Genomic DNA, 16,964 nt, shown 5'->3' on the forward strand with positions numbered 1-16,964 from the left:
GCTCCTCCGGGGGAATGTTCTTGTGACGGCCGACAGTCAGGCGATGCTAGGCGCGGCCGAACCAATTGTCAACGAATCGAACCAATTGACTGAATTGGTTCACAGCCGCACAATCGCCGTCATGGCTGCCGAGATCCCCCGCACCGGCGCGCGCCGGGTCCGCGAGTTCATCGTGAACGGAGCGACCGAAGGCAAGCTCGCCCCGGGCGCCAAGCTGCCGACCGAGCGCGAGCTCGCCAGGCGTTTCGCGGTGCCGCGCAACGCGGTGCGGCGCACCCTCGCCCAGCTCGAAGCCGAAGGCGCGATCACCCGTCACGTGGGAAGAGGAACGTTTCTGGCAGGTCCCGCTCCCCATGAACCCGGCCAGATCGCGACCGACAGCGTATCGCACACCAGCCCCGCCGAGCTCATGGAGGCGCGCCTGCGGATCGAGCCCGCGCTCGCGGAGCTCATCGTGACCAACGCGACGCCCGCGGACTTCGAGCGCATGGAGCTCTGCCTGGACAAGGCCGAGCGCGCGGCGACGCTCGACGAGTTCGAGCTGTGGGACGCGGCGCTCCATCAGGCGCTGGCGACGGCGACGCACAACCGCTTCGTCACCCGCATCCTCGACATGGTGGCGCTGGTTCGCCAGCAGTCCGAATGGGGCAAGCTCAAGGACCGCATCGTCACCCCCGAGCGCCGGCTCACCTATCAGGAGGAGCATCGCGCGATCGTCGCAGCGCTGAAAGCGCGCGACGCGGCGCGCGCGCGCGAGGCGATCGCGACCCACCTGCAGCACGCGAGGCGCAACCTCTTCGGGTACTGATGGTCGACGTCTCGCTGTCGTCCGCGATCGTGATCCTGCTGCTGGTGATGGATCCGGTCGGTAACGTGCCGTTTTTCGTGACGCTGATGAAAGGCGTGCCGAAAGAGCGGCGCAAGCGGGTGATCCTCCGCGAGTGCGCCATCGCCTACGTCGTGCTGGTCGTGTTCGCCTTTTTCGGCCGGCAGATCCTCGACCTGCTCGGGCTGTCGGACGTGTCGCTCAATATCGCGGGCGGGGTGATCCTCTTCATCATCGCGCTGCGCCTGGTGTTTCGGCACCCCGAAGGCATCTTCGGCGACGACGTGCACGGCGGCGAGCCTTTCATCGTGCCGCTGGCGATCCCGGCCATCGCCGGACCGACCGCCATCGCGACGGTGGTCCTGCTCGTCGCCGGCGCCCCCGAGCGCGTGTGGGAATGGGTCGGCGCGCTGACCATCGCCTGCGGGATCAACCTCCTGATCATGTTCTTCGCGGACCAGATCGGGCACGTCATCGGTTCCCGGGGCCTGGCGGCGCTCGAGCGCCTGATGGGGCTGCTGCTCACCGCCATCGCGGTGCAGATGCTGCTGAAAGGGATCGAGGCTTTCGTAAAACAACTCGCTTGAGATTGCAAGGGGCAAGCACGCTGTAACTGTAGGATTTTCCTCACTAATTTTTGTGCTTTTTACCTCCTCAGTCATCCACAAAATCTGTGGATAACCGTGTGGGTAACGGGACGCGGACACTGTATTTCACTGCGGGTTCCCGGGCTTTTCTTGGCACTGCGCAAAGAATGAACAAGCCGACGGCGTTGCGCCGGCGGGGCCTTCAGCGGTGCGTCACCACGCACCCTACAAAGCTTGCACCGCGCTCAACGCTTTTCTCCGCGCGCCTCTGCGTTCAACAACGCCTTGCTCACTCGTATTGCTTCGACCCCTTCAGCACGTGCACGAGGTTGTAGAAGTCGTCGGTCCACACGCGAAAGCCGGGACGCGGCTTCAACGGTTGCGCGACCGAGCGGATCGCGTCGGCGTTCAGCAGCGCCCGGTTGCGCGTGACGACGATCTGATCGGTGTGCGACAGCCAGTAATCGACAGGGCTTTTACCGTTGTCCGGGAAATCGGTCACCATCACCGCGGTGTAGCCGAACTCCGCCGCGAGCCGCTCCACCACCGGCGCGATGTCGACGAAGCGGTTGGTCGCCTGGAAGATGATCACGCCTTCGGGTTTGATGTGCCTGACGTAGCTCGCGAACGCCTCGCGCGTGATGAGGTGCATCGGGATCGAATCGCCGGAGAACGCGTCGATCGCGAGGACGTCGTAGTTCTGCGGGCTCTCGCGCTCCAGCGACAGGCGCCCGTCGCCGAGCACGATGTCGGTCTGCGCGGGCGCGTCGCGCAGGAAGCTGAACTCGCTCACCGCCACCGCCGCGACCTGAGGATCGATCTCGTAGAAGCGGAAGGTATCGCCGCGCCGGGCGTACGCCGCGAGCGCGCCCGCGCCCAGGCCGAGCACGCCCACCTTGCGCGGCGCCGGCGGCAGGCTTGCGAACACCCGGCCGTAACCGCTCGTCGTCGCGAAGTACGTCGTCGGCAGCCGCCGGTACTGCGGATCGAGGAACTGACCGCCGTGGTTGATCGCGCCGTGATACATCGAGCGGAAGTTGATCGGGTCGTGGAAATCGCGCGTGCGCACCACGCCGTAGAAATTGCGAACCATGACGCGCATGTCGGTGCGGTAGTCGCGCAGCTCGTACGCCGCGATGGCCACGGTCGCCGCGCAGACCGCGAGCGCGCCGAACGTCACCAGCGCGTGCGCGCCGCGCGCGCGCCACGCGAAGAGCAGCGCGCATAAACCGAGCGTGATCGCCAGCTCGTAGTAACCGTGGAGCACGAACGGCGCGCCCAGCCCGATCGCGAGCGCCCCGAGCGCGCCGCCGACCGCGATCATCAGGTAGAACGTGGTGAGGTGGCGCGGTCCCGGCCGCAGCCGATAGAGCTCGCCGTGGCAGACCATGCAGAGTATGAACAGCCCCGCCGCGTAGAGGGGCGCGGCGAGCCACAGATCGAGCGACTCGATGTACCACGCCATGATCGGCAGCATGACCGCCGCGGCCGCGAGGAAGAACGGACGCACGTACCAGCGCGGATGGTCGAAGCACAGGATGAAGGTGATCAGGTACAGCGACAGCGGCACCACCCACAGGAACGGGATCGACGGCACGTTCTGCGTGAGATGGTTGGTGACCGCGAGCAGGAGGCACGAGCTCATCGCCGCCAGCGCGACCCACAGCGCGCGCGTGGCGAGCGACGGCGGCGGGCTGGTGTCGGCGGCAGCGGCTTCCGAGAGCTCGTCGGTGCTCTGCGCGGTCGTGTGCTTCAGCGTCACCAGCGCGGTCGCCGCGCACAGCACCGCGAACACCGCGTACGCGGCCGACCACGACACCGACTGGCGCACCAGCGTCAGCACCGGCTCGATCGCGACGGGGTACGCGAGCAGCGCGAGCAAGGACGCGAAGTTGGACAGGGCGAAGAGCCGATACGGCACCGCGTGGTGGTAGCGCCGCCAGAACCACGCCTGCACCAGCGGGCTGGTCGTCGACAGCAGGAAGTACTGGAGCCCGATCGTCGCGCCGAGCAGCGCGAGGATCGCCATCGCCGGACCGCTCGCGTCCGCGCCGGGCTTCCAGCGCGCGTCGGGAATGATCGGCAGCAGCGCGAGGCTGAGCGCGAGCAGGCCGACGTGCAGGATCGCCTGGCCGCGCGGCTTGAGCGAGCGCGTGCTCCAGTCGGCATAGGCGTAGCCGAACAGCAGCACGGTCTGGAAGAACACCAGGCACGTCGCCCAGACCGAGGCGGATCCGCCGAACCACGGCAGGATCTGCTTGGCGATGATGGGTTGAACGAGAAAAAGCAGGAACGCTGAGAGGAAGATCGTCGCGGCGTAAAGTCGCATCAGTCGCGGAAGCTGCGGCAGAGTTGGGCGATGTCGGCGTTGCCGCCCGAGATGACGACGCCGACCTTGAGACCTCGGGCGTCGACCTTGTTTTCGAGCAGCGCCGCGGCGCCAAGCGCGCCGGTGGGCTCGACGACGATCTTCAGGCGCTCCCAGAGGTACCACATCGTTCGCAGCAGCTCGTCGTCGTCGACGGTCAGCACGTCCGCGAGGTGGCTCATGATCAGCGGGAAGGTGATCGCGCCCGGGGCGGAGGTGCGCGCGCCATCGGCGATGGTATCCGGATTGTCCACGCGCTGGATGGTGCCCGACCTGAACGAGCGCTGCACGTCGTCGCCCGCGGCCGGCTCGACCGCGATCACGCGCGTCTCTCGATGGCGTCCGTGCGCCGCGATCGCGCAGCCCGACACGAGACCGCCGCCGCCGCACGGCACCAGCAGGAGATCGAGCGGCCCGACCTCGTCGACCAGCTCCAGCGCCGCGGTGCCCTGCCCGGCGACGATGTGCGGGTGGTCGAACGGCGGGACGAGGGTGACGCCGCGCTCGCGCTCGAGCCGGGACGCGATCGCTACACGGTCGTCTTTCGCCCGGTCGTAGAGCACGACCTCGGCGCCGTAGCCGCGCGTGGCGTCGATCTTCACCTGCGGGGCATCGGCGGGCATTACGATGATCGCCGGCACCCCGAGCAGGCGGCCGGCGAGCGCCACGGCCTGCGCGTGGTTGCCCGACGAATACGCCACCACCCCGCGCTTGCGCGCCGCGGCCGACAGGTGGAAGAGCGCGTTGTAGGCGCCGCGGAACTTGAACGCGCCGCCGCGCTGCAGGTTCTCGCACTTGAAGTAGACCCGGGCCCCGGTTCGCGCGTCCACGGTGCGTGAGGTCAGCACCGGCGTGCGGTGCGCGTTGCCCTGCAGCACGCTCGCCGCGACGACGACGTCGTCGAAGGTTACCGGCATCGATTCGTGACCCAAGTCCTCTCTCCCCTCAAGAACCGGCATCAGAATGCCGACATATACCTTGTGTCTAATTGCGGGTCAGGTGAGACCATGACCAGACGCGAAGACCTTGAATCCGACGAAAGCCGTTACGGCGACGAGCTCCTGAGCACCGGCTGGAACCCCGTCCTCGACCTCCTCCAATGGTCGGTCGAGCGCACGCGCGGCATGACGCGCGACGAAGCCCCGGCGGCACGGAGCGACGCCGAAGCCGCAGCGTTCCTCAGCCGCATCTATACCTCCTTGTAGCGCAGGCGCCCCCGCCTGCAGCAAAAACGGCCTTTCATGCAGGCGAGGCGCCTGCGCTACATCGCGGCGATCAGCCGCTCGCGCGTGAACGGCATGTCGCGCAACCGCACCTTCATCGCGTTGTAGACCGCGTTGCCGATCGCCGCGGCGACCGGACCCTGCGTCCCCTCGCCCGCGCCCAGCGGCGGCAGCTCCGGCCGGTCGATGAGCTCCACGAAAACCTGCGGCACCTCCGGGAACGTGAGTATCGGATAGTCGTCCCAGTTGCGGCTGGTGACCGTCTCGCGATCGTAGGTGATGCGCTCCTTGAGCGTCCAGCTCACGGTCTGCACGATGCCGCCCTCGATCTGGTTGATCGTCCCGTCGGCGCTGATCACCTGACCCACGTCCACCGCGCACCAGGCGCGTTTCACCTGCACTTCCTCGGCGACTGCCACCTCGACGATCACCGCGACGTAGCACCCGAGGTTCTTGTAGCGCGCGAACCCGATCCCCCGGCCGCGCTCGCCGTCGCCCTGTTCCTTGCTCTTCCAGCCCGCCATCTGCGCGACTTTCTCGATCACCGCCCGGCCACGGGCGTCCCTGAGATGGCGCAGCCTGAACTCGACCGGGTCAACGTCCGCGGCGACGCTGAGCTCGTCCATGAACGACTCGATCGCCAGCACGTTCGCGTGTGCGCCGAGCGAGCGCAAGGCCGACGTGCGGATCGGCGCGGTGCGCACCAGGTGGTTGGTCACGCGTAAGGCAGGGAAGTCGTAGAGCGGCACCGCGTTGCGGTGGCTGCCGCCCGCCGGGAGCGGCGGATTGCCGGGCCGCGCCGCCTTGACCGGCTTTTCGAGATGCCACGCACCGAGCAGGTTGACGCCGCCCTTGCCGCCGGGACGGGTGCTGTGGCCGTGGCTCCAGAGATCGAGCGTCCAGCTCGCGATGGTGCCGTCCGCGGTCAGCGCAGCCTCGGTGCGCACCACCATCGGCGAGCCGTACGGCTCCCAGCCGAACTCGTCCTCACGGCTCCATTGCACGCGGATCGGCCGATCGGGCACCGCGCGCGCGAACAGGATCGCGTCGCACGCGACGTCGTCGGCCGCGTTATGGCCGTAACAGCCGGCGCCTTCCATGTGCGCGATCTCGATCGTCGTCTCGTCGACGCCGAGCGCGCTCGCCAGGTCGGCGCGCAGCGGGAAGATCCCCTGGCTGTGCGTCCACAGCGTATAGCGGCCGCCGCTGTATTGCGCCACCGCGCACGACGGCCCGAGCGATGCATGGGCCGTGTGCGGCCGCGAATACTCGGCCTTGAAAGTGCGGAAACCGTCACCCGCAACGGTTTCCGCGTTGAAGGTGCGCAGGCCGTCGCCGGTCACCGGTGCACCCACCTCCTTCACGACCTCGTCTTCGGTCTCCATCTCCAGCAGGTAGCGCGGATCGGTTCCAGGCAGCTTGCCGCCGCCTTCCCAATTCGCAATGCGCGCAAGCCGCCGCGCGGCGCGGATCGCCTGCTCTTCGCGCTCGGCGACGACGCCGAGGAACGCGCCGTCGCGCACCACCTCGACCACACCGGGCATCGCTACGACTTCGGCCGCATCGAGCGCGCCGAGCGTCATGCCGGGGCCGGCGGGCCGCACCACGCGCGCGTGCGCCATCCCCGGCAGGTCGAGATCGTGCACGTAGACCGGCGCGCCGCGAACTTTGGCAGGCAGATCGATACGATCGATCGACTGCCCGATCAGCGCGTAGTCGGCGGCGCTCTTGGGCCGCGCTTCGCCGCTCGCGTTGCGTCGCAACAGCGATGCATCGGCGACCTCCCAATACGTAGTGCTGCCACCGGAGCGCGCGGTAACGGTGCCGTCCTTCACGGTGAGCTGCTCGAGCGTGACGCCGAGGCGCTCGGCGGCGCGGCCGAGCAGGAGCTCACGCGCTTCGGCCGCGGCGAAGCGCAGCGCGATGCCGGACTCCTGGATCGAGCGGCTGCCCGACGTGATGCCTTCGTTCGGGGACAGCGTCGTCGCGGCGGGAACCAGCCTGATCCGCGCCGGATCGACGTCGAGCTCCTCGGCGACGATCTGGATGAGCGCGGTCAGGATGCCCTGGCCGATCTCGACCTTGCCGGGCCGCACGGTGATCGTGCCGTCGGCATTGATCGAAAGCCATTGGTCGAGCGCGGGATTGGTCTCGAGGCTTCCGGGAAGCTTGCGCCCTGGGCTCATGGCGTCTCCCCGGCGGCGGTGCGGATCGCGGACAGGATGCGCGTGTGCGTGCCGCAGCGGCAGAGATTGCCTTTGAGCGCTTCGCGGATCTCGTCGTCGGTCGCCTGCGGCCGCGCGTCGAGCAGCGCCTTGGCGCTCATGATGACGCCCGACAGGCAATAGCCGCACTGTCCCGCCTGGTGCCGGATGAAGGCGCGCTGCAGCGGGTGCGGGTCCGCGGCAGTGCCGATGCCTTCGATCGTCGTGATCGACTTGCCCGCCACGGCGCTCACCGGCACGTCGCACGACTGCACCGCGTCGCCGTCGACGATCACGGTGCACGCGCCGCACTGGCCGAGGCCGCAGCCGAAGCGGGCGCCCTTCAGCTTGAGGTCGTTGCGCAAGACGTACAGGAGCGGCGTCTCGGGGTCCGCGGCGACCTCGTGCTTCGTCCCGTTCACGTTCAGAACCAGCGACATTCCTGCCTCCTCATCACGCTGCGGCATGGCCGCTGCGCGGTTTCACGTTCTGGAAAAAAACGTGCCGTATGCTCACGCGGCAACGCGTGCCGGCACTTCTCGTTTTTTGTTTTCTTTGGGTCTATACTGGCCCCGTCAAAGTCGGTATGGAGGAACCATCCCATGATGCATACCACCGACGGCGAAGTGCTCCGGCAGCGTATCGACCAGCTGCACCTCGAGCACCGAGACCTCGATGACGTCATATCCCGCCTCTCGCAAAGCGCCGTCCAGGATCAACTGCAGCTGCAACGCCTCAAGAAGCGCAAGCTTCATCTGAAAGACCAGATCGCTCAGCTAGAACGTCAGCTCACGCCGGACATACCGGCCTGACGCCAGGCGCGTCACGCTGCCGCGGTCCTCGCGTGCAGCGTGCGCGTTATTGCAGCATTTCACCCGCATTACGCTCTGCGCGGTCGCGCGCGTACCGCGATCACGATCGCGAATACGCCGAGCACCACGAACCACACCAGCGACCATCCCGCGATCGTCAGTCCGAGGAAGCGCCATCCGGCTTCCGCGCATTCGCCCGATCCCGCCAGTATTTTCTGTAAAGCCTGCGACAGCGGAAAGCGGTCCAGCATGTACTCGAGCCCGGGGCCGCACGCGGGCACCTTGTCTTTCGGCAGCATCTGCAGCCATACCTGCCGTCCCGCGATCGCGCCGCCGATGGTTGCCGCGATCGCCGCGAGCGTGCTGTAGACGATCGCACCGCGCCGCGCAGGACCGTGCAGCGCGCCGACGAGAAACACCGCCCCCATCGCGATGAATGCGATGCGCTGAAGGATGCACAGCGGACACGGATCTTCGCCCTGCACGTGCTGGAGATAGAGCGCGAAGCCGATCAGTCCGGCGCACACCAGGAAACCGACGAGATAACCGATACGAGGCGTCATACGTAAGCGAGCAGCCGTCCGCACGCGATGACGCTGAACCACAGCGCGAGGGACAACCCCGCGTGCGCCCGCGCGCCGGCCGGCGGCGCCGCGTCGTAATCCCACGCCTGCACCGAACGATAGGCGCCCAGGTGAAACAGCGCCGCATTGATCGCGGCGCAAAGGATGAGCAGCAGCTTCAATTGAAATGCGCGGTTGGTGACGAAATCGAAGGCGTGGGCGGTGAACATCAGGAGACCGGTCGGCACGATGAGCACCAGAGCGCCGGCGCTCCACGGTACGGTGTGGCGCGTGAGCGCGCGCACCGACAGCGAGCGTCCGATGCCGAGCAGCCGCAGATCGAGAACCGTAATCGATCCCACGAGCACGACGAAGCCCGCGATGTGCGCGATCTCGACCGCCGGGTAAAGCCACAGCTCCTGCCGCATCGCCACCGCGAGCGGCAGCGCCTCCAGCGTCGCGAGCGGACCGCCGGCCGCGGCCTGCATCAGCGCAGCTCGACCGTCTTGCCGCCGACCGTGATGCGCTCGGCGCGCATTTCCTCGGGCTTGCTGCGGTTGGGATAACCGACCACGTCGGCTTTGGTCCCGGGCTTGAGCTCCGCGGCGGAGAGGCCTCGCGCGGACATGCGCGAAGGCGGCGCGAGCACGACGTGCCACGTCTTGCCGGGCGTCTCCAGCCGCACGTGACCGTGCGGATGCTCGTAGCCGGCTTCCTTGATGACGCCGGACAGCTTCAGCGTGTTCCCGCTGTCATACTCGCTCCAGCCGTGGTGCGCGTGCGCCAGCGCGGCGAGGCCGAGCGCGAGCAGCGGAACGAAAGTCGCAGTGACGATCTTCATGGGAAAGTCCGTGGAAAGAACTGCGGCAAAAAACAGCAAAGGCTATTCTACTGCGCCATGATCAGGATCAACCACGACATCGCGCTAGACGATTCGGAGATCGAAGAGCGCTTCGTGCGCTCGTCGGGCCCCGGCGGGCAGAACGTCAACAAGGTATCGACCGCGGTGCAGCTGCGCTTCGATGCCGCGGGATCAAAGTCGCTGCCGGAGCGCGTGCGCGCGAAGGTGCTGCGGCTGGCGGGCGCGCGTGCGACCAGCGAGGGCGTCATCGTCATCACCGCCGAGCGCCATCGCTCGCAGAGCCGCAATCGCGCCGACGCGGTGCAGCGGCTGGTCGAGCTCATCGCCGAAGCCGCGCGGCCGGTGAAGATACGGCGCGCGACCAAGCCGACGCGCGCGGCGAAAAAACGCCGCCTGGACGAGAAGAAAAAGCGCGGGGATACGAAAGCCGCCCGCCGCTCCCGACCTGGCCTGGATTGAAGTTTGTAAGCAAGGAGGGAAACCTTGGTTTCCCTCCTTGGCGTAACCGGCGAGCGCGAGCGCAGCGAGCCTGCGGCTTACTTCTTCTCTTTCGGTTCCTCCGGGAGCTCAGGAACGGTGCGCAGGTAAGCGACCATCGCATCGAGATCCGCGGGCGTGAGCTTGCTCGTGGTGTTGCGTATCACTTCCGCCATCGCTTCGGCGGGCACGTCGCCGTCGGAGTACATCCCGTTCACCAGGAAATCCTTGATCTCCTGGTCGCTCCATTTTTTGAGCCGCGTCGGCGTGAGGTTCGGGATGTTCTTGCCTTCGGGGCCTTTGCCGCCGGCGAGGAAGCGGCTGGCTTTGGTGCCGCCGAGGAAGTTGCGCGGCGTATGGCACTCGCCGCAGTGGCCGAGCGCGGTGACGAGGTAGCGGCCGCGCTGCCGGACGGCATCGAGCCTGGGGTCGGCCGCCGCCGGACCCGATTTGAAGAACAGCCACTTCCACGGCGTGACGAGGAAGCGGTAGCCGTACGGGAAGCCGAGGTCGTGCGCCCGGTTCGCGCGCGGGCTCGGCGGCAGCGACCGCAGGTACGCCCACAGGTCGCGCACGTCGGCGTCGGACACTTGCGTGAACGACGGATACGGAAATGCCGGAAAGTAGTTCGCGCCGTCCGGACGCTCGCCGTGACGCAGCGCCTTCTCGAAGTTCGCTTCGGTCCAGTTGCCGATTCCGGCTTTCCGATCGGGCGTGATGTTCGGACCGTAGAACGTGCCGAACGGCGTCTTCAGCGCGCGGCCGCCGGCGAACGGCGTCGCGTCCTTCTTCTCTTCGGTGTGGCAACCGAGGCAGCCCGCGGCTTTCGCGAGGTACTCGCCGCGTTTGGCGTCGCCCGCGGGCGTGGTCGATGCGCCGCCTTGCGCGCGAGCCGGGCCGACGAGCACGAGTGCGATGATTGCGGCGGCCGCGGCGCGCGCGGCGAGATCGGAAATCAGCGCCTCTCGCGGAAATCGTCGTGGCATGCCGAGCACGCCTTGTCGACGGCCGCGATCTGCGATTTCACGCTCGCTTCGTCGCCGCTCCTGGAAACCTGGGCGAGCTTGCTCGTTTCGGACTCGAAGCGCTCGTAGGCCTGCTTGAACTTCGCGCTGTCGCTGAACACCGCCGGCAGCGCGCGGCTCTTCTCGCCCTTGGTGTTGTCGGTGAAGCCGTCCCACGGCATCTTGGACAGCGCGTCGAGGTAGGCGGCGTTGCGCACGACCACCTGCTGGTTGTACGGGATCTTGCCTTGCGCCATCAGATTCAGCGGACCGAAATACTTGCCCTGGAGGACCATCGCGGACTGGCGCTGTTTGACGAGCGTATCGGGCTTCGCCTGGCCGAACGCCGGCAGCGTCACGGCGGTCCCGGCGACGGCCGCGAAGACGAGGGTTGTGAGTCTTTTATTCATCGGTGCTCCTGGCGATTGGTTGGCTCGAAAACGGCGGCGCCGCACAGCCTATAACAATACGCGGGACCCGGCTATTCCCTGCCCGCTAGCCGCGGGTCGCCATCGTCTTCAGCGTCACGTAATCGGTCTTGCCGCTGCCGAGCAGCGGCAGCGACGCGACCTTGACGATGCGCCGCGCGACGGCGAGGTCCTGCGCGCCCAGCGCGCGCGCCGATTTCACCAGCGCCATGCGGTCGAGCTTGGCATCGGTGGTGAAGAGCACCGTGCTCTCGCCGCTGCCCCTCGCCTGCTCCACCGTCGCCGCGTGCTTGTGGTCGGGCGAAGCGCCGTAGGCGATGCGCTCCACGAGCTCGAGCGAGACCATCTCGCCCGCGATCTTCGCGAAGCGCTTCACCCGGCCCAGTATGGTGACGTAGCCGTCGTCGTCGATCTCGACGACGTCGCCGGTGTTGTGCCAGCCCGCGCCGACCTCGGAGCGCGGCGGGTGCAGCACGCCGGGCTCGTCGTAGAAGAAATAGCCTGCCATGAGATGCGGGCTGCGCACGTGCAGCGCGCCGCCGCGCGTGATGCCCGAGACGGCGACGATGCGGTGCTCGATCCTTGGCAGCAGCCGGCCGACCGTCCCGCGGCGGTAGTTGAGCGGCGTGTTGAGCGAGATCGTCGGGCCGCACTCGGTCGCGCCGTAGCCTTCCATGATGCGCAGCCCGAACTTGTGCAGCCACAGCGACTCGACCTCGGCGTTGAGCTTCTCGCCGCCGCAGACCACGCAGCGCACCTTGTAGAAGTCGTAGGGGCTCGCCTGCCTCGCGTAATTCGCGAGGAAGGTGCTCGTGCCGAAGAGATAGGTCGCGTCGCGGGTGTACGCGAGCTCCGGAATGAGCCGGTAATGCAGCGGCGTGGTGTAGAGGAAGAGCCTCGTTCCCGACAGGATCGGCATCAGCGTGCACGCCGTCAGCCCGTAGGTGTGGTACATCGGCAGCGCGTTGAAATACTTGTCGTTGGGCCCGAAGTCGATGATCGCGCGCATCTGCGCCATGTTGGCGAGCATCGCGTCGTGCGTGATCGCCACCCCTTTGGGCCGCGCTTCGGAGCCGGACGTAAAGAGCACGATCGCGATCGCGTCCGGATCCGGCGGCGGCAGCATGCGCCGCGGGGCGAGCATGGCTGCGACCACCCACAGCTTGTCGGTCAGCCGGATCTCTTCGCGCAGATCCTCGAGGTAGACCAGCGTCATGCCTTCGAGCACGCGCAGCGCCGGCTCGAGCCGCGCGATCCGCACGAAGGCGCGCGAGGTGACGATCGTCTTGATGCCCGCCGCGACGCACGCGCCGTACATCGCCTCGGGCCCCGCACTGTAATTGAGCATCGCCGCGACGCGGCGGTTGGCGGTGCAGCCGAAGACCAGCGCGACCGTCGTCCAGAGGTTGGGAAGCATCACGCCGACGATCTCGCCGGGCTTGGTCGCGGCCGCCGTCAGACGCGCGATGGCAACGGCGGCGCGCAACAGGCTGCGATACGACTCCGGCCCCTGCCTCTGGTCTTCGATGATGCGTGTCGACGGACCGTAGAGCCTCGTAGCGTCGAGCAGAGCCTCGAACAGCGTCTGCCGCGGACGCGCGTCGAACATCATCCGCTGCAGGATCTTGAGCATCTCGTCGGCGAGACGCGCCCTGCGGTCGCGCGCGCTCACGCTGGAGGCCGTGGAGATCTTGAGCGGCGCCTGCACCGTCAGGGTGACGCGCGGGAGCCAGCGCTTGGGATATTCCCCGCCGACCGCGGCGAAGCGCGAATAGAGCGTGCCCGATATGTGGACCGGAACGATGACCGCGTCGGAGCGCGCGGCGATGAGGCCGGCCGAATCGTAGACCTTCATCATCGTGCCGGTGGTCGTCACGCGACCCTGCGGGAAGATCGCGACGGTGCCGCCCCGCTGGACCTCGCGGATGAGGCGCTTCAGCGCGAGCGGCCGCGTCGGATCGAGCACCACGAACCTCACCGCGGCCGCGAACAGGCGAACGAGCGGGTGGCGCAGCGCTTCCCGCGGCAGGACGACCGTCGGGTTGCCGGGGAGGAACAGCCCGAGCAAGACGCCGTCGAGCAGCGAATCGTGGTTCGCCACCACGAGCCTGTGGCCGCCTTCGAGTGCTGCGACGTCGCCGGTCAGGCGCACCCGGAGCAGCACGCGCAAACCGACGCGCAGGAGTGGGCGTATCACTTTAAATATCGCGTTTAAGTGTCTGACTTGCCTATTTTCCTACTTTTAGCCGGTCGGTGCGGGTCCGTCAAACGCGCGACGCACGACTTCATGCGCCGCGGCGGCCCTGCCCATGTCACAAAAAATTCTCGATTCAGCGGTTTTCCCATTGCGGCGACCCATTGCACCAAGTACTTGGCGTCAAAGGCGAAAAGAGAAATCTAACAAATTGTTAGATTTGCGTTTTCTCGAACCGTGATTTTTAATCGCCCCCATACGAACGGATACCCGCGCAGTACTCACACTCAGCCGCCGGAGAAACACCATGGAAATGCACATCCCCGCCGCCATCCTCGAAGCTCGCCACCTGCCCGACACCACGACGCTCGTCCCCAACGGGCTCGAGTTCAAGTTCTCGGAGCAGCTCTCGGCGCACTTCGACACCGCGACGCGGGCGGTGTGGTCGCGCTGGACCGCCGATCCGCGCCCGTGCTTCAACCCGAGCCTGCTCGCCGACATCCGCTCCTACTACGACTTCCTGACCAACACCGGCGGTCACTTCGAAGTCAACGGCGAAGAGCACCCGATCGAGTACGTGGTGCTCGCGTCGGGCATGCCCGGCGTATTCCAGCTCGGCGGCGACCTGGATCTCTTCAAACAGCTCATCGGCGCGCAGGACCGGGCCGGACTGCAGCGCTACGGCCGCGCGTGCATCGACGTGCTGTATCGCAACTACATCGCGCACGAGCTCAAGGCGGTGACCACGATCTCGCTGGTGCAGGGCGAGTGCCTCGGCGGCGGCTTCGAGGCGGCGCTGTCGTCGGACGTCATCGTGGCCGAGAAAAGCGCGCGTTTCGGCTTCCCCGAGATCATGTTCAACCTCTTCCCCGGCATGGGCGCCTATTCCTTCCTCGACCGCAAGGTCGGCCAGCGCAAGGCCGAGGAGATCATCACCAGCGGCAAGGTCTACACGGCCGAGGAAATGCTCGCGCTGGGCGTGGTCGATGCGATCGCCGAAGACGGCCAGGGCGAAGCCGAAGTCGCCGCGCTGATCAAGCGCCGCGCGCGCATGCGCAACGGCCTGGCCGCGCTCGCCGCGACGCGCCGCCGCGTGCACTCGATCACGTTCGAAGAGCTGCTCGACGTCGTCAACATCTGGGTCGACGCCGCGCTGCGCATCAACCTGCGCGATCTGAAGCTCATGCAGCGCCTGGTGTCGCGGCAAAACGGCCTGGGCGAGACCCACGCGGTTCACTAGGACGGCGCCACCGTTCTTTCGTAGCTTTTTCAGCACGCGCGGCGCCGAGCCGCCTCGAGCCGCGCGTGCTAATTGATCGCGGTCGAAAGTAGGTTCTTACTTTCGACCGGCGTCATTGATACACTGGTAGGGCATCCCCGGACAGGGGGGCCTGCCAGCGGCAGGGCCGGGGAGGAGTTCCATCGACGGCTTTGCCCTATGGAATACAGCATACAAGAAGCGTCCGAGCTGCTCTCTATTCCGATCCAAAAGCTGCGCCGCTGGGACGAGCAGGGAGTCCTGGTGGCGCTGCGCACGTCCGGCGGGCACCGCCGCTATTCCAAGGAGCTGATCGACCGCCTCGCCGCGTCCGGATTCGGCGGTGCAAGCGCCGAGAAGACGTCCCAGGAGCTGGCGACGGTCAAACGCGCGCTCGCCGAGAAGCGCCGCATCATACAGCTGCTGCTGGAGAGCGAGAACCGCTACCGCGACCTGGTCGAGACCTCCCACGACCTCATCTGGTCGACCGACGCGGAAGGTCGCTTCACCTATCTCAACACCGCGTCCTACGAGATTTTCGGCCTCGCGCCGCAGGACCTGATCGGTCGCTGCTTCTTCAATTTCGAAGCCGGCGACGCACACCTCGCCAACCGCCGCTTCCTGCTCGCGCTGCGCAAGAAGCGCGAGGTCAAGAATTACGTGACCCACGTGATGACCGCGGACGGTGAGAACCGCTGGATCGGGATCAACGCGCGCCTCACCTACGACGAGAACGGCGAGCCCAAGGGCATCCGCGGCACCGCGCGCGACATCACCGAGCAGCACCTTGCGACCGAGCGCATCGAGCACCTCGCGCTGCACGACCCGCTCACCGACCTGCCGAACCGCCACAGCCTGCAAAGCAGCCTGGAGATGGCGATCGCGGACGGCGGCGTCGGCGCCCTCCTCTTCATCGACATCGACCACTTCAAGTACGTCAACGACAACTTCGGGCATCGCTCCGGCGACCAGCTCATCATCGGCGTCGGCAGCGTGCTCAGGGAAGTCGCGAGGAACTGCGAGGGCGAGCTCTACCGGCTGGGCGGCGACGAGTTCGCGATCCACATCCCCGAGGCGCTGCGCAAGCAGGCCAGCGAAGCGGCCGAGTGCGCGCTCGACGCGATCCGCCACTACCGCTTCCAGGAAAGCGACCAGCGCGTGGTTTCGAACCTGTCGGCTTCGTGCGGGATCGCGCTCTACCCCTTCCACGGCAGCGACGTGCCGACGCTGTTCTCGAATGTCGACATCGCGATGTACCAGGCGAAGGAAGTCGGGCGCAACCGCCAGATGCTGTTCGACCAGTCGTCGGACAACATGCGCAGCACGCACAAGCGCATCCACTGGGCAAAGCGCCTGCGCGACGCGCTCGACGACGACCGGGTGGCGCTGTTCGCGCAGCCGGTGGTGCGGCTCAAGGACCAGAAGGCGGTGCACCACGAAGTGCTGGTACGGCTGAAAGACGACCAGGGCGGCTTCATCCTGCCGTCGACCTTCATCGAGCACGCCGAGTCGCTGTCGCTGGTGCAGGAGCTCGACCTGCAGGTGGTCGAGAAGCTCCTCGACTTCATCCGCGACAACAACCAGCTCGGCAAGAAAACGCGCTACTTCGTGAACCTGTCGCGGGTGTCGATCTCCGACCCGCACTGGGTGCGGCGCTTCATGATGCTGCTCAACCGGACGCAGGTCGACCCGACGCAGCTCGTCTTCGAGATCACCGAGACCGCGGCGATGTCCGAGATCGACGTGACGCTCTCGTTCATCAAGAAGCTGAAGGACATCGGATCGCGCTTCGCGCTCGACGACTTCGGGGCGGGCTTCAGCTCGTTCTACTACCTCAAGCGCTTCGAGGTCGATTACCTCAAGATCGACGGCGGTTTCGTGCGCGACCTCGCCACCGACGAAGGCAGCCGCCTCTTCGTGCGCGCGCTGAACGACGTCGCCAAAGGCCTTTCCAAGCAGGTCGTCGCCGAGTGGGTGGAATCGCCCGAGGCGCTGAAGGTGCTCACCGACATCGGCGCGCAGTACGGCCAGGGCTTCATGTTCAGGAAGCCGCTGCCCATCGAGGACACGGTGCAGATGGCGACGAAGCGCTTATTGCGCGCAAAAGCGGGCGCGCAATAAGCGGAGTGTTTAGTGTTGAGTGGCGCGGTGGCAGCTT

17 protein-coding genes are annotated in these 16,964 nt (G+C 66.9%); 7 read left to right on the forward strand and 10 right to left on the reverse strand.

Going from position 1 to position 16,964, the window contains the following annotated elements; translation table 11 throughout:
• The first annotated feature begins 121 nt into the window (after positions 1-121).
• Both VHP37_16040 and VHP37_16045 read left to right on the forward strand, forming a co-directional pair.
• Positions 122-808, forward strand: a complete 687-nt coding sequence (locus VHP37_16040; protein ID HEX2827864.1) for an FCD domain-containing protein — start codon at positions 122-124, stop codon at positions 806-808.
• Positions 808-1,413, forward strand: a complete 606-nt coding sequence (locus tag VHP37_16045; GenBank protein HEX2827865.1) for a MarC family protein — start codon at positions 808-810, stop codon at positions 1,411-1,413. The genes VHP37_16040 and VHP37_16045 overlap by 1 nt, the downstream gene beginning before the upstream one ends.
• Positions 1,414-1,702: 289 nt before the next feature.
• Here the strand turns inward: VHP37_16045 and VHP37_16050 are convergent, their stop codons facing one another.
• Positions 1,703-3,742 carry a fused MFS/spermidine synthase gene (locus VHP37_16050; GenBank protein HEX2827866.1) on the reverse strand — a complete coding sequence of 680 codons (2,040 nt, stop codon included), beginning with the start codon at positions 3,740-3,742 and terminating at the stop codon, positions 1,703-1,705.
• The gene (locus tag VHP37_16055) at positions 3,742-4,698 is read right to left on the reverse strand and encodes a threo-3-hydroxy-L-aspartate ammonia-lyase (GenBank protein ID HEX2827867.1); all 957 of its coding nucleotides are present in this window, start codon (positions 4,696-4,698) and stop codon (positions 3,742-3,744) included. Before VHP37_16055 ends, VHP37_16050 begins: the two co-directional genes overlap by 1 nt.
• Before the next feature lie 90 nt (positions 4,699-4,788).
• Between VHP37_16055 and VHP37_16060 the strand changes: the two genes are divergently transcribed.
• On the forward strand, positions 4,789-4,986 hold the full coding sequence (locus VHP37_16060) for a hypothetical protein (GenBank protein ID HEX2827868.1): 198 nt from the start codon (positions 4,789-4,791) through the stop codon (positions 4,984-4,986).
• Between the two features lie 56 nt (positions 4,987-5,042).
• Here VHP37_16060 and VHP37_16065 read toward each other — a convergent pair whose 3' ends face one another.
• Both VHP37_16065 and VHP37_16070 read right to left on the reverse strand, forming a co-directional pair.
• A complete protein-coding gene (locus VHP37_16065) occupies positions 5,043-7,190 on the reverse strand; it encodes a molybdopterin cofactor-binding domain-containing protein (protein ID HEX2827869.1) in 2,148 nt (715 codons plus the stop codon).
• On the reverse strand, positions 7,187-7,648 hold the full coding sequence (locus tag VHP37_16070) for a (2Fe-2S)-binding protein (protein HEX2827870.1): 462 nt from the start codon (positions 7,646-7,648) through the stop codon (positions 7,187-7,189). Before VHP37_16070 ends, VHP37_16065 begins: the two co-directional genes overlap by 4 nt.
• Before the next feature lie 165 nt (positions 7,649-7,813).
• On the opposite strand from VHP37_16070, the gene VHP37_16075 reads away from it, so the two are divergent.
• The gene (locus tag VHP37_16075; protein HEX2827871.1) at positions 7,814-8,020 is read left to right on the forward strand and encodes a YdcH family protein; all 207 of its coding nucleotides are present in this window, start codon (positions 7,814-7,816) and stop codon (positions 8,018-8,020) included.
• A gap of 68 nt (positions 8,021-8,088) precedes the next feature.
• Here VHP37_16075 and VHP37_16080 read toward each other — a convergent pair whose 3' ends face one another.
• Genes VHP37_16080 through VHP37_16090 form a run of 3 tightly spaced genes read right to left on the reverse strand, consistent with a single transcriptional unit; the run spans position 8,089 to position 9,424 of the window.
• The gene (locus VHP37_16080) at positions 8,089-8,583 is read right to left on the reverse strand and encodes a disulfide bond formation protein B (GenBank protein HEX2827872.1); all 495 of its coding nucleotides are present in this window, start codon (positions 8,581-8,583) and stop codon (positions 8,089-8,091) included.
• Entirely contained in the window at positions 8,580-9,071 is a 492-nt protein-coding gene (locus VHP37_16085) for a DUF6644 family protein (GenBank protein ID HEX2827873.1), read from the reverse strand. Before VHP37_16085 ends, VHP37_16080 begins: the two co-directional genes overlap by 4 nt.
• Positions 9,071-9,424 (reverse strand): DUF6152 family protein, encoded by a 354-nt coding sequence (locus tag VHP37_16090; protein ID HEX2827874.1) that lies wholly within the window; start codon positions 9,422-9,424, stop codon positions 9,071-9,073. Before VHP37_16090 ends, VHP37_16085 begins: the two co-directional genes overlap by 1 nt.
• Before the next feature lie 57 nt (positions 9,425-9,481).
• Between VHP37_16090 and arfB the strand changes: the two genes are divergently transcribed.
• A complete protein-coding gene (gene arfB, locus VHP37_16095; protein ID HEX2827875.1) occupies positions 9,482-9,904 on the forward strand; it encodes an alternative ribosome rescue aminoacyl-tRNA hydrolase ArfB in 423 nt (140 codons plus the stop codon).
• A 77-nt stretch (positions 9,905-9,981) separates the two neighbouring features.
• On the opposite strand, the gene VHP37_16100 is transcribed toward arfB, so the two are convergent.
• The 3 genes from VHP37_16100 to VHP37_16110 all read right to left on the reverse strand — a co-directional run bounded on the left by VHP37_16100 (position 9,982) and on the right by VHP37_16110 (position 13,551).
• Positions 9,982-10,908, reverse strand: a complete 927-nt coding sequence (locus VHP37_16100) for a cytochrome c (protein ID HEX2827876.1) — start codon at positions 10,906-10,908, stop codon at positions 9,982-9,984.
• Positions 10,878-11,336 carry a cytochrome c gene (locus VHP37_16105; GenBank protein HEX2827877.1) on the reverse strand — a complete coding sequence of 153 codons (459 nt, stop codon included), beginning with the start codon at positions 11,334-11,336 and terminating at the stop codon, positions 10,878-10,880. Before VHP37_16105 ends, VHP37_16100 begins: the two co-directional genes overlap by 31 nt.
• 85 nt (positions 11,337-11,421) lie before the next feature.
• On the reverse strand, positions 11,422-13,551 hold the full coding sequence (locus VHP37_16110; protein ID HEX2827878.1) for an AMP-binding protein: 2,130 nt from the start codon (positions 13,549-13,551) through the stop codon (positions 11,422-11,424).
• 304 nt (positions 13,552-13,855) lie between these two features.
• Here VHP37_16110 and VHP37_16115 point away from each other — a divergent pair, with 304 nt between their 5' ends.
• Together VHP37_16115 and VHP37_16120 are read left to right on the forward strand one after the other, a co-directional pair.
• The gene (locus VHP37_16115; protein ID HEX2827879.1) at positions 13,856-14,788 is read left to right on the forward strand and encodes a crotonase/enoyl-CoA hydratase family protein; all 933 of its coding nucleotides are present in this window, start codon (positions 13,856-13,858) and stop codon (positions 14,786-14,788) included.
• Positions 14,789-14,986: 198 nt separating this feature from the next.
• Positions 14,987-16,927: an EAL domain-containing protein gene (locus VHP37_16120; protein ID HEX2827880.1), complete on the forward strand. Its 1,941-nt coding sequence runs from the start codon at positions 14,987-14,989 to the stop codon at positions 16,925-16,927.
• Positions 16,928-16,964 lie beyond the last annotated feature (37 nt).

The organism is Burkholderiales bacterium (assembly GCA_036262035.1).
In the GTDB taxonomy this organism is placed as follows: domain Bacteria; phylum Pseudomonadota; class Gammaproteobacteria; order Burkholderiales; family SG8-41; genus JAQGMV01.

Excerpts from the sequence above, each read along its gene's own strand:
- VHP37_16050 (HEX2827866.1), bottom strand. The coding sequence starts at position 3,742 with ATGCGACTTTACGCCGCGACGATCTTCCTCTCAGCGTTCCTGCTTTTT.
- VHP37_16105 (HEX2827877.1), bottom strand. The coding sequence starts at position 11,336 with ATGAATAAAAGACTCACAACCCTCGTCTTCGCGGCCGTCGCCGGGACC.
- VHP37_16060 (HEX2827868.1), top strand. The coding sequence starts at position 4,789 with ATGACCAGACGCGAAGACCTTGAATCCGACGAAAGCCGTTACGGCGAC.
- VHP37_16080 (HEX2827872.1), bottom strand. The coding sequence starts at position 8,583 with ATGACGCCTCGTATCGGTTATCTCGTCGGTTTCCTGGTGTGCGCCGGA.
- VHP37_16070 (HEX2827870.1), bottom strand. The coding sequence starts at position 7,648 with ATGTCGCTGGTTCTGAACGTGAACGGGACGAAGCACGAGGTCGCCGCG.
- arfB (HEX2827875.1), top strand. The coding sequence starts at position 9,482 with ATGATCAGGATCAACCACGACATCGCGCTAGACGATTCGGAGATCGAA.
- VHP37_16100 (HEX2827876.1), bottom strand. The coding sequence starts at position 10,908 with ATGCCACGACGATTTCCGCGAGAGGCGCTGATTTCCGATCTCGCCGCG.
- VHP37_16040 (HEX2827864.1), top strand. The coding sequence starts at position 122 with ATGGCTGCCGAGATCCCCCGCACCGGCGCGCGCCGGGTCCGCGAGTTC.
- VHP37_16045 (HEX2827865.1), top strand. The coding sequence starts at position 808 with ATGGTCGACGTCTCGCTGTCGTCCGCGATCGTGATCCTGCTGCTGGTG.
- VHP37_16065 (HEX2827869.1), bottom strand. The coding sequence starts at position 7,190 with ATGAGCCCAGGGCGCAAGCTTCCCGGAAGCCTCGAGACCAATCCCGCG.
- VHP37_16075 (HEX2827871.1), top strand. The coding sequence starts at position 7,814 with ATGCATACCACCGACGGCGAAGTGCTCCGGCAGCGTATCGACCAGCTG.
- VHP37_16055 (HEX2827867.1), bottom strand. The coding sequence starts at position 4,698 with ATGCCGGTAACCTTCGACGACGTCGTCGTCGCGGCGAGCGTGCTGCAG.
- VHP37_16090 (HEX2827874.1), bottom strand. The coding sequence starts at position 9,424 with ATGAAGATCGTCACTGCGACTTTCGTTCCGCTGCTCGCGCTCGGCCTC.
- VHP37_16115 (HEX2827879.1), top strand. The coding sequence starts at position 13,856 with ATGGAAATGCACATCCCCGCCGCCATCCTCGAAGCTCGCCACCTGCCC.
- VHP37_16085 (HEX2827873.1), bottom strand. The coding sequence starts at position 9,071 with ATGCAGGCCGCGGCCGGCGGTCCGCTCGCGACGCTGGAGGCGCTGCCG.
- VHP37_16120 (HEX2827880.1), top strand. The coding sequence starts at position 14,987 with ATGGAATACAGCATACAAGAAGCGTCCGAGCTGCTCTCTATTCCGATC.